Annotated in this window: 8 protein-coding genes and 1 tRNA gene; 6 read left to right on the top strand and 3 right to left on the bottom strand. The window is 45.6% G+C overall.

The window, feature by feature from the left end:
- The first annotated feature begins 168 nt into the window (after positions 1–168).
- Positions 169–1,191 carry a threonine aldolase family protein gene (locus EAI83_RS06840; protein ID WP_059086113.1) on the top strand — a complete coding sequence of 341 codons (1,023 nt, stop codon included), beginning with the start codon at positions 169–171 and terminating at the stop codon, positions 1,189–1,191.
- Between the two features lie 90 nt (positions 1,192–1,281).
- Here the strand turns inward: EAI83_RS06840 and proC are convergent, their stop codons facing one another.
- The 3 genes from proC to EAI83_RS06825 form a co-directional block, all read right to left on the bottom strand.
- Positions 1,282–2,076: a pyrroline-5-carboxylate reductase gene (gene proC / locus EAI83_RS06835; RefSeq protein ID WP_059086112.1), complete on the bottom strand. Its 795-nt coding sequence runs from the start codon at positions 2,074–2,076 to the stop codon at positions 1,282–1,284.
- A gap of 68 nt (positions 2,077–2,144) precedes the next feature.
- Positions 2,145–2,215, bottom strand: a tRNA-Gly gene (locus EAI83_RS06830).
- A 108-nt stretch (positions 2,216–2,323) separates the two neighbouring features.
- Positions 2,324–2,806, bottom strand: coding sequence for a CYTH domain-containing protein (locus EAI83_RS06825; RefSeq protein ID WP_129974824.1), 483 nt, complete (start codon positions 2,804–2,806; stop codon positions 2,324–2,326).
- A gap of 182 nt (positions 2,807–2,988) precedes the next feature.
- On the opposite strand from EAI83_RS06825, the gene EAI83_RS06820 reads away from it, so the two are divergent.
- The 5 genes from EAI83_RS06820 (at position 2,989) to clpX (ending at position 8,297) form a co-directional block, all read left to right on the top strand.
- A complete protein-coding gene (locus tag EAI83_RS06820) occupies positions 2,989–3,546 on the top strand; it encodes a DJ-1 family glyoxalase III (protein ID WP_092068762.1) in 558 nt (185 codons plus the stop codon).
- Complete coding sequence (locus tag EAI83_RS06815; protein ID WP_059086110.1) at positions 3,543–4,823, top strand: InlB B-repeat-containing protein; 1,281 nt, start codon at positions 3,543–3,545, stop codon at positions 4,821–4,823. Before EAI83_RS06820 ends, EAI83_RS06815 begins: the two co-directional genes overlap by 4 nt.
- A 156-nt stretch (positions 4,824–4,979) precedes the next feature.
- Entirely contained in the window at positions 4,980–6,266 is a 1,287-nt protein-coding gene (tig, locus tag EAI83_RS06810; RefSeq protein WP_015527366.1) for a trigger factor, read from the top strand.
- Positions 6,267–6,290: 24 nt separating this feature from the next.
- Positions 6,291–6,872: an ATP-dependent Clp endopeptidase proteolytic subunit ClpP gene (gene clpP / locus EAI83_RS06805; RefSeq protein ID WP_015527365.1), complete on the top strand. Its 582-nt coding sequence runs from the start codon at positions 6,291–6,293 to the stop codon at positions 6,870–6,872.
- A 111-nt stretch (positions 6,873–6,983) separates the two neighbouring features.
- Entirely contained in the window at positions 6,984–8,297 is a 1,314-nt protein-coding gene (gene clpX / locus EAI83_RS06800) for an ATP-dependent Clp protease ATP-binding subunit ClpX (protein WP_059086109.1), read from the top strand.
- Positions 8,298–8,313: the final 16 nt, after the last annotated feature.

Raw genomic sequence — 8,313 nt, 5'->3', positions numbered from 1 at the left:
CACTGTGTAAGACATTGCAGTACCGTAAGGTGTTTGCCAATGCAGTAGTGGGAGAAGCAAGAATCCCCCTGCTTTAGCTGTTGGGAGTGTCAAATCGTTTTCCACATGTAAGATCATTCCGGGGAAGACGGTCAAATAAAATGAAAATACAGATGAGGAGAAAATAAAATGTTATTTTTTGTAAACGATTACTGCGAGGGAGCCCATCCGGCGATCCTCCAGAAGCTTCTGGAAACCAATATGGAGAAGCTTTCCGGCTATGGCACAGACAAATACTGTGATTCTGCAAAGGAGAAGATCCGTAAAGCCTGTGGCTGCCCGGATGCAGATGTGCTTTTCCTAGTGGGAGGAACTCAGACCAATGCCACGATCATAGGTTCTGTCCTGAACCGTTATGAAGGTGTTCTTGCGGCGCAGACCGGACACGTAAGCTGTCATGAGGCCGGAGCAATCGAGTATACAGGACATAAGGTACTGACACTTCCGGCAGAAAACGGAAAGATCAAAGCAGAAAGTATCACAGATTATGTGGAAACTTTTTATGGGGATGAAAGTCACGACCATATGGTATTTCCGGGAATGGTTTATATTTCCCATCCGACAGAGTACGGAACACTTTATACGAAGAAAGAGCTGGAGGAAATTTCCGAGGTATGCCATAAATACGAGCTTCCGCTGTTTCTGGACGGAGCAAGACTTGGCTACGGTCTGGTAAGTCCGGAAGCAGATGTGACACTTGAGGATATCGCCAGATGTACAGATGTGTTCTACATCGGCGGAACCAAGGTCGGTGCACTCTGCGGTGAGGCAGTGGTCTTTACGAAAAAAGCTCCGAAGCACTTTATGACTATGGTGAAGCAGCAGGGAGCCCTTCTGGCAAAAGGCCGTCTTCTGGGAATCCAGTTTGACACACTGTTTACCGATGATCTGTATACAAGAATCAGCAAAAATGCTATTGAAACAGCCATGAAGCTGAAAAGAGCCCTTCAGGAAAAAGGATATCAGCTTTTCCTGGATTCTCCCACGAACCAGCAGTTTGTAGTTTTGGAAAATAAAAAGAAAGAAGAACTGGGCAAAGAAGTTCAGTTTGATTTCTGGGAAAAATATGATGAAGATCATACAGTGATCCGTTTTGCCACAAGCTGGGGAACAAAAATGGAAGATATTGACGCACTGATCGAGTTGCTGTAGGGCTGTCGGCAGACGATAAAAGAGATGAGATGGAAAAACTCCGTGAGGTCCGGGTGAATGCAGACCTCACGGAGTTTTTGTTTTCGAAAATTATAACTTCTTACCCTTCTCAGCAGCTGCGGTAAGCGCTTCGAATACGGCACTGCGGAAGCCGCTCTTTTCCAGGGTGCGGACACCTTCAATGGTAGTTCCTGCCGGTGAGCAGACCATGTCTTTCAGGTCTCCCGGGTGTCTGCCGGTTTCCAGAACCATTTTTGCGCTGCCGAGAACAGTCTGGGAAGCAAATTTATAAGCCTGCTTACGAGGCATTCCCTGGCTGACAGCGGCATCTGCCATGGCTTCGATAAACATAAACACATAAGCCGGTGAACAGCCGCCTACAGCGCCTGCGGCGTCCATCAGACGCTCCGGTACCACTTCGGTACAGCCAAAGCTGTCTGTGATCTTAAGGATTTCTGCCAGTTCGTCTTCCGAAACCCGGTCATTGGTACATACAGCAGTCATTCCGGCCCCAACTTGTGCAGGAGTATTAGGCATAAAACGGACAACTTTCAGAGGAAGACCGGCTTTTTCTTCCAGCCATGCAAGAGTCTTGCCGGGAGCGATTCCGATGATGGTGTGCTCTGTTGTGAGACTGTCGTGGACCTCTGTGAGAACTTTCTCATAAAACTGCGGCTTTACTGCAAGAACGACAGTTTTTGCAGATCTGACTATTTCATTGTTATTCAGAGTGGTGACAACACCAAGAGTTTTTTCACTGCGCGCTCTGCCTTCGTCTGTAAGGTTGGAAACAATGATCTCGTCCTTTGAAAAGATCCCCTGACGGAGAATACCGCCGATCATGGCAGAGGCCATATTTCCACATCCGATAAATCCAATCTTCATAAACAAAAATCCTCCTTGAAATTTATAAAAAAGGACACGCCTGACTGCGTGCCCTCTTTGGCAATGAAAGCAGATAACGGGAATCGAACCCGCCTCCTCAGCTTGGGAAGCTGATGTTCTACCGATGAACTATATCTGCCTGCATTACTAATTATAGCACCTGAAATAAGAAATACAAGTGCGATTTACGATACCAGTCAGTGATCGCTCTGCGTTACTGTTCAGTGGTAATATTCCGCGAAGCGTGTTACTGAGAACGGAGTGAACAGTAATCGCTCTGCCAGCCCTGGCTCATGGTACTGTTATGATATCTGGTGGAATAAGTTACATCTTCTCCGAACCAGTCCGGCGCAGTGTAGGCATTGGCGGCTTCCTCTGTAGGAAATTCCACCTCAGCCAGAAGAACTCCCTCGTATTCTCCGTGGAACACATCCAGTTCAATAAAAAGTCCGTCTTTTTCCGGGATCACATAGCGGTCCTTGGTAATGAGGATACCGTCTGCTTTAGGCTTCAGATGCTCATAGGCTTCAACGGTGAGCGGAAGATTATATTCTTCACGGCTCATGAGACCCTTGGATTTGTAAGTAAGAAAATAGTCATCATCCTGCCGGCGGATGCGGACGACAGGGGAAGTGCAAAGATACCCCTGCTCGATCCTGTGGCAGGGATAAGAAGCCAGATCCTGCGGAAGGTCATCCTTCCGGATCAGAAATTTACGTTCGATCTCCATATAAAAAACCTCCGGATTTGTGAAATGAAAAGATATTATGTTCAGTCTACAGGAAAAAAACAGGATTTGCAATGGCATATCTGTTGAAATTTCTTGACATTTTCAGATGGAAAAAGCATTATGGAAGGGAATGGGGAATACAGAAAATATTTATGGATTTTATAAAAGAAAGGATGAACAGGATCATGAGTAAAGTATATATTTTTTTCGCAGATGGTTTTGAAGATATTGAAGGACTGACCGTGGTAGATCTGATGAGAAGAGCCGGGATCGACATCCAGACAGTATCTATCAAAGAGACAAAAGAGATCAGAACCTCTCATGGGATCGATCTTCTTACAGACCGTACCTTTGGAGAATGTGATTTTTCCGATGCGGATATGCTTGTAATTCCGGGAGGAATGCCGGGAACAAAATATCTGGAGGAATATAAACCGCTGACTGAGCTTCTGACAGATTTCTATCAGAATGGTGGCAAGGTAGCAGCTATCTGTGCGGCACCAGGTATATTCGAGAGACTTGGATTCCTGAAAGGCAGAAATGCTACATCGTACCCATCTGTTATGGAACAGCTTAAAAGTGCCAGAACATCTCTGGAGCCTGTAGTGGTAGATGGAAATGTAACTACCAGCAGAGGCCTTGGAACAGCCATCGATTTCAGCCTTTCCCTGATCGGACAGCTGGAGGGAAGCGCAAAGGCAGAAGAGATCGCTGAATCGGTGGTGTATGTAAGAGCATGAAAAAAGAGATGAAACAGGTCCTGTGGGTAGTGGCGCTTTTTGTTATACTGATGACAGCCACAGGAAATTTGGTGTCAGCTGCCGGCTTTGACTGGTCGGATGATACATTCGGGAATGCTTGCAAAAAAGTGTATTCCGTATCTTTCAGGTCAGGCGGAGGAGCCTCCTCTGCTATATATAAAAAATTGGAAAAGAAACAGAAATATGGTTCCATGATCACGATTCCCAAAGTGCCGCAGGTCCCAGCAGGATATCAGGCAGAAGGATGGTCTCTGAAAAAAGGAGGAGCGGAGGCAGGATATAAGCCGGGAAAAAAATATTTTGTAAAAAGAAATGTAACGTTTTATGCAGTGATAAAAAAGAAGAACAATCCCAAACTGATCCTGCACAGGAATGACGGAGATATCTACAAGATCATCCAGGCTCCAAGCGGAAAACTGAAACTACCGGTGATGGCCAATGAAGAGAATTATACATTCCTTGGATGGTCTACCAGGGCAGGTCAGAAGACCGCACCAAGGTATGAAGCCGGACAGGTGATCACAGTCAGTGGGACCATGCATCTCTATGCGGTGAGATTCTGGCGGTATCAGGAACCGAATCTGGTCAGGAACAGCTTTCATTATCCTGAGAATTACGAAAGGATCATCTTCGTGGGAGATTCCAGGACATATGGTCTTCAGAAGGTATTGTACGAACAGTTTGGAAAGGAGTATGTGGACAGCCATGTCAGCTTTGTATGCTGTTCTAATACGGAACTGGGCTGGCTGAAGTCAACGGGCGCACAGGCTCTTTTGAAAGAAATAGAAAAATGTCGTAAAAATGAAAAATACGCAAAGATCGCAGTGGTGTTTAATCATGGTATCAATGATCTCAGAGATATTAACGGAAAACAGGATCTGAATGATAGACTCTCACAGTACGTGTCTTATATGAAAAAGCTGGGAACAAAGCTTTCCATGAAAAACTGCAGTCTGTATTATATGTCTGTGAATCCGATCAATGGAGGGGAAAAGGGAAGTACCAAGAATCGTAAATGTGAGGATGTCCGGACTTTTAACAGCGGTCTTGCCGGTGAGCTTGGAAGTCAGTACCACTATATTGATGTTTACAGTTATCTGATGCGGACCGGATATGGTACTGTATCCAATACGGGAGACGGTACAGACGATGGTGTTCATTATACGCCTAAAACTTATAAAAGGATTTTTACATTTTGTCTTAACAACATAAGAAAGACAGAAAATTACTTTGACATTGAGGACGTGGGCAGCTGAGAAATGCCCTGTGGGGGCATATGGAAAACTGAAAAAAATACTGGCGTTTTTACAGTGGTTATGCTATACTACAGAAATGACTGTAAATATATAATGCGAGTGTTAACTATTTTATATAAGGTATTTACTCGATATGATTAAGGAGGAACAAGAAACATGAGTTTACAGGTGGAGAAAATGGAGAAAAACATGGCGAAACTTACAATCGAGGTTTCCGCCGAGGATCTTGACAAAGCAATGCAGAATGCATATCAGAAAGCAAAAGGCAGAATTTCTATTCCGGGATTCCGTAAAGGAAAAGCTCCAAGAAAAATGATCGAGCAGATGTACGGAAAGGGAGTATTCCTTGAGGACGCTGCAAACGCTCTGATCCCTGAGCATTACAGCAAAGCACTTGCTGAGTGTGATCTTGAGATCGTTTCCCAGCCTAAGATCGATGTAACACAGGTTGAGCCTGGCAAACCATTTATCTTTACAGCAGAAGTAGCTACTAAACCAGAGGTAACTCTTGGTGACTATAAAGGACTTGAGGTTCCGAAGTCTGAGACAGAGGTAACAGACGAGGAAGTTGAGGCTGAGCTTAAGAAAGAGCAGGAGAAAAACTCCAGAACCATCACAGTTGAGGATCGTGCAGCACAGAACGGCGATACAGCAACTATCGATTTCGAGGGCTTCGTAGATGGTGAGGCATTCGAGGGCGGTAAAGGAACAGACTATCCGCTGACACTTGGATCCAACACCTTCATCCCGGGATTCGAGGAGCAGCTTGTTGGTGCTAACACAGGTGATCACGTAGAAGTTAAGGTTACATTCCCAGAGGAGTATCAGGCAAAAGAGCTGGCTGGCAAAGAAGCTGTATTCCAGTGCGATGTTAAGAAGATCGAAGCAAAAGAGCTTCCGGAGCTTGACGATGACTTTGCTAAGGATGTATCTGAGTTTGATACACTTGCTGAGTACAAGGAAGACGTTAAGAAGAACCTGACAGAGAAGAAAGCAGAAGATGCACGTCGTGCAAAAGAAGACGCAGCAGTAGATAAAGTGATCGAGAATGCACAGATGGATATTCCGGAGGCAATGATCGAGACACAGACACGTCAGATGCTTGACGATTTCGCAAGAAGAATGCAGTCCCAGGGTCTTTCCATGGAGCAGTACTTCCAGTTCACAGGCCAGAGCGTTGACAAGATGATGGAAGACATGAAGCCACAGGCTCTTAAGAGAATCCAGACAAGACTTGTTCTTGAGAAGATCGCTGAGGTAGAGAACATCCAGCCAACAGAGGAAGAAGTTAACGAAGAGATCTCCAAGATGGCAGAGATGTACAAGATGGAAGCAGACAAATTAAAAGATCTCATCGGTGAGAACGAGATGGAGCAGATGAAGAAAGATATGGCTGTTCAGAAAGCTGTTACATTAGTTGCCGATGCAGCTGTAGAGGCGTAATAAACCTCGGAAATGGAGGGCAAAATGAGTTTAGTACCTTACGTCATTGAGCAGACCAGCAGAGGAGAAAGAAGTTATGATATCTATTCAAGACTTCTTAAGGACCGAATCATTTTCCTTGGAGAAGAGGTAAACGATGTCAGTGCAAACCTGATCGTTGCGCAGCTTCTCTTCCTGGAAGCAGAAGATCCTTCCAAGGATATCCAGCTTTATATTAACAGCCCGGGTGGTTCTGTAACTGCCGGAATGGCAATTTATGATACAATGCAGTATATCAAGTGCGATGTATCTACGATCTGCCTTGGAATGGCAGCCAGCATGGGAGCTTTCCTCCTGTCCTCCGGTGCCAAAGGCAAGAGATATGCACTGCCGAATTCGACGATCATGATCCATCAGCCATCAGGCGGTGCACAGGGGCAGGCTACAGAGATCCAGATCGTAGCTGACCAGATCGCAAAAACCAAAAAGAAGCTGAACGAGATTCTTTCTGCGAATACCGGACAGCCTCTTGAGATTGTGGAAAAAGATACTGACCGTGACAACTATATGACAGCGGAAGAAGCTAAGGCATACGGCCTGATCGACGGTGTTGTGATCCACAAATAATGCGTAAGAAAAGACTCCTGTAAAGACACAGGAGTCTTATCTTGCTTTAAAAAGGAATTTTAAATGTCTGCGAGAGACGGACATTTACGCTTAGAAAGGAAACAAAAAGATATGGCAGATAAAGTAAAAGAAGGAAAGGTAAGATGCTCCTTTTGCCATAAGACTGAAGATCAGGTACGCAAGCTGATCGCAGGTCCGGATGGAGCATATATTTGTGATGAATGTATCGGGATCTGCTCCGAGATCATGGAAGAAGAATTCAGTATGTATGATCATGAGGCAGATTATGAAACAGGGATCAACCTTCTGAAACCGGAAGAGATCCACAGTATCCTGGATGAGTATGTGATCGGACAGGATGATGCCAAGAAGGCACTTTCCGTAGCTGTTTACAATCATTACAAGAGGATTCTTGCTTCAAGAAACCTGGACGTGGAGCTGCAGAAGAGTAATATCCTGATGCTTGGTCCGACCGGTTCCGGTAAGACACTTCTTGCACAGACACTGGCAAGACTGCTGAATGTTCCTTTTGCCATCGCAGATGCCACTACTCTCACAGAGGCAGGTTATGTTGGCGAGGATGTTGAGAACATTCTTCTGAAGATCATTCAGGCAGCCGATTACGATATTGAGCGTGCCCAGTACGGGATCATCTATATCGATGAGATCGATAAGATCACAAGAAAATCCGAGAATACCTCCATCACCAGAGATGTGTCCGGTGAGGGCGTACAGCAGGCACTTCTGAAAATTCTGGAAGGAACCGTTGCAAGCGTACCTCCTCAGGGAGGAAGAAAGCATCCTCATCAGGAATTTATCCAGATCGATACTACAAACATCCTGTTCATTTGCGGTGGTGCTTTTGACGGACTGGAGAAGATCATCGAGGCAAGACAGGATACCAAATCCATTGGTTTCGGGGCGGAGGTTTCCGAAAAGGAAGACCGCAATGTGGGCGAAGTTCTGAAGGAGGTTATGCCGGAGGACTTTATTAAATTTGGTCTGATCCCGGAGTTTATCGGACGAGTTCCGGTCGTGGTAACCTTGGATTCTCTGGATGAAGAAGCACTGATCCGTATTCTGAAGGAGCCTAAGAATTCCCTCACAAAACAGTACGACAAGCTTTTTGAGCTGGATGGCGTGCAGCTTGAGTTCCAGGATGAAGCACTTGAGACAGTTGCCCGGAAATCTCTTGAGAGAAAAACAGGTGCCAGAGGACTTCGTGCCATCATGGAGCATACCCTGATGGATCTGATGTACAAGACACCATCGGACGACACCATCCGTAAGTGTATCGTCACAAAAGAGGCAGTGGAGGGAACCGGAGAGCCGGAGATCATCCACGGGGAGGCCAAGACTCCTGCAAAAAAAGCAGGACGCAAAACATCCCGTTCGAAAAAGAAAGGCAAGCCGGAAACAGCTTGATGAAGGGAATGACATA

It is taken from the genome of Blautia sp. aa_0143, from assembly GCF_004167315.1.
GTDB classification, from domain to species: Bacteria; Bacillota; Clostridia; order Lachnospirales; family Lachnospiraceae; genus Blautia_A; species Blautia_A fusiformis.
The sequence above is the reverse complement of the archived record's forward strand: the minus strand, read 5'-3'. Positions and strand labels throughout refer to the sequence as shown.

What these genes read in the sequence shown, in the direction of transcription:
- tig (WP_015527366.1), top strand. Translation starts at nt 4,980, where the DNA reads ATGAGTTTACAGGTGGAGAAAATGGAGAAAAACATGGCGAAACTTACA.
- clpP (WP_015527365.1), top strand. Translation starts at nt 6,291, where the DNA reads ATGAGTTTAGTACCTTACGTCATTGAGCAGACCAGCAGAGGAGAAAGA.
- proC (WP_059086112.1), bottom strand. Translation starts at nt 2,076, where the DNA reads ATGAAGATTGGATTTATCGGATGTGGAAATATGGCCTCTGCCATGATC.
- EAI83_RS06840 (WP_059086113.1), top strand. Translation starts at nt 169, where the DNA reads ATGTTATTTTTTGTAAACGATTACTGCGAGGGAGCCCATCCGGCGATC.
- clpX (WP_059086109.1), top strand. Translation starts at nt 6,984, where the DNA reads ATGGCAGATAAAGTAAAAGAAGGAAAGGTAAGATGCTCCTTTTGCCAT.
- EAI83_RS06825 (WP_129974824.1), bottom strand. Translation starts at nt 2,806, where the DNA reads ATGGAGATCGAACGTAAATTTCTGATCCGGAAGGATGACCTTCCGCAG.
- EAI83_RS06815 (WP_059086110.1), top strand. Translation starts at nt 3,543, where the DNA reads ATGAAAAAAGAGATGAAACAGGTCCTGTGGGTAGTGGCGCTTTTTGTT.